This window comes from Pseudomonas sp. rhizo25 (genome assembly GCF_031931935.1).
GTDB classification, from domain to species: domain Bacteria; phylum Pseudomonadota; class Gammaproteobacteria; order Pseudomonadales; family Pseudomonadaceae; genus Aquipseudomonas; species Aquipseudomonas synxantha.
The window spans coordinates 1-517 of the sequence record NZ_JAUJXA010000053.1 but is presented as its reverse complement, the minus strand read 5'-3'; the positions used below and the strand labels follow the sequence as shown (position 1 = coordinate 517).

Below are 517 nucleotides of genomic sequence, written 5' to 3'. Positions count from 1 at the left end.
GCGCCACCTTCGGGTGGCGCTTTTTTTTGCGCAGTACGAAACCGTCACATAACCGTCATCCCACCTTGCAATGATTCGCGCCTGGGTGCCTGTGAAACGTCCTACAGGCCCTTTCTCTGCGAGCCGCCATGAACCACAGCATCGGCCACGCCCATCAGGATCCCGACCTGTTTGGCCTGCTTTACGGTTTCCGTTTTCGCCCTGGCGAAAAAGGTCAGCAGATTGACTCAGCCGCCGCCCTCGCTGCCTTGCAGCAGCCGCAAAACCCGGAAGAGTTCCTGTGGCTGCACCTGAACCTGGCCCACGCTGCCTGCGAGCGCTGGATGCAGGCGCACCTGTCGCTGCCGGAGGAGTTTTTCGAAGCGCTGCATGAAGGCTCGCGCTCCACACGGATTGAACATGTGGATTCGGCCTTACTGGCGGTGGTCAACGACGTGGTGTTCAACTTCAGCAGCATGGTCTCGTCGGATATTTCCACGCTGTGGGTGTGTGCCCGCAGCCGCTTGCTGGTCAGTGC

At 60.2% G+C, this 517-nt stretch carries 1 pseudogene; it reads left to right on the top strand.

The annotated features are described in order from the left end of the window. Positions 1-128: 128 nt before the first annotated feature. Positions 129-517, top strand: a pseudogene (locus QZR30_RS27895) (magnesium transporter CorA); the annotation flags it as partial.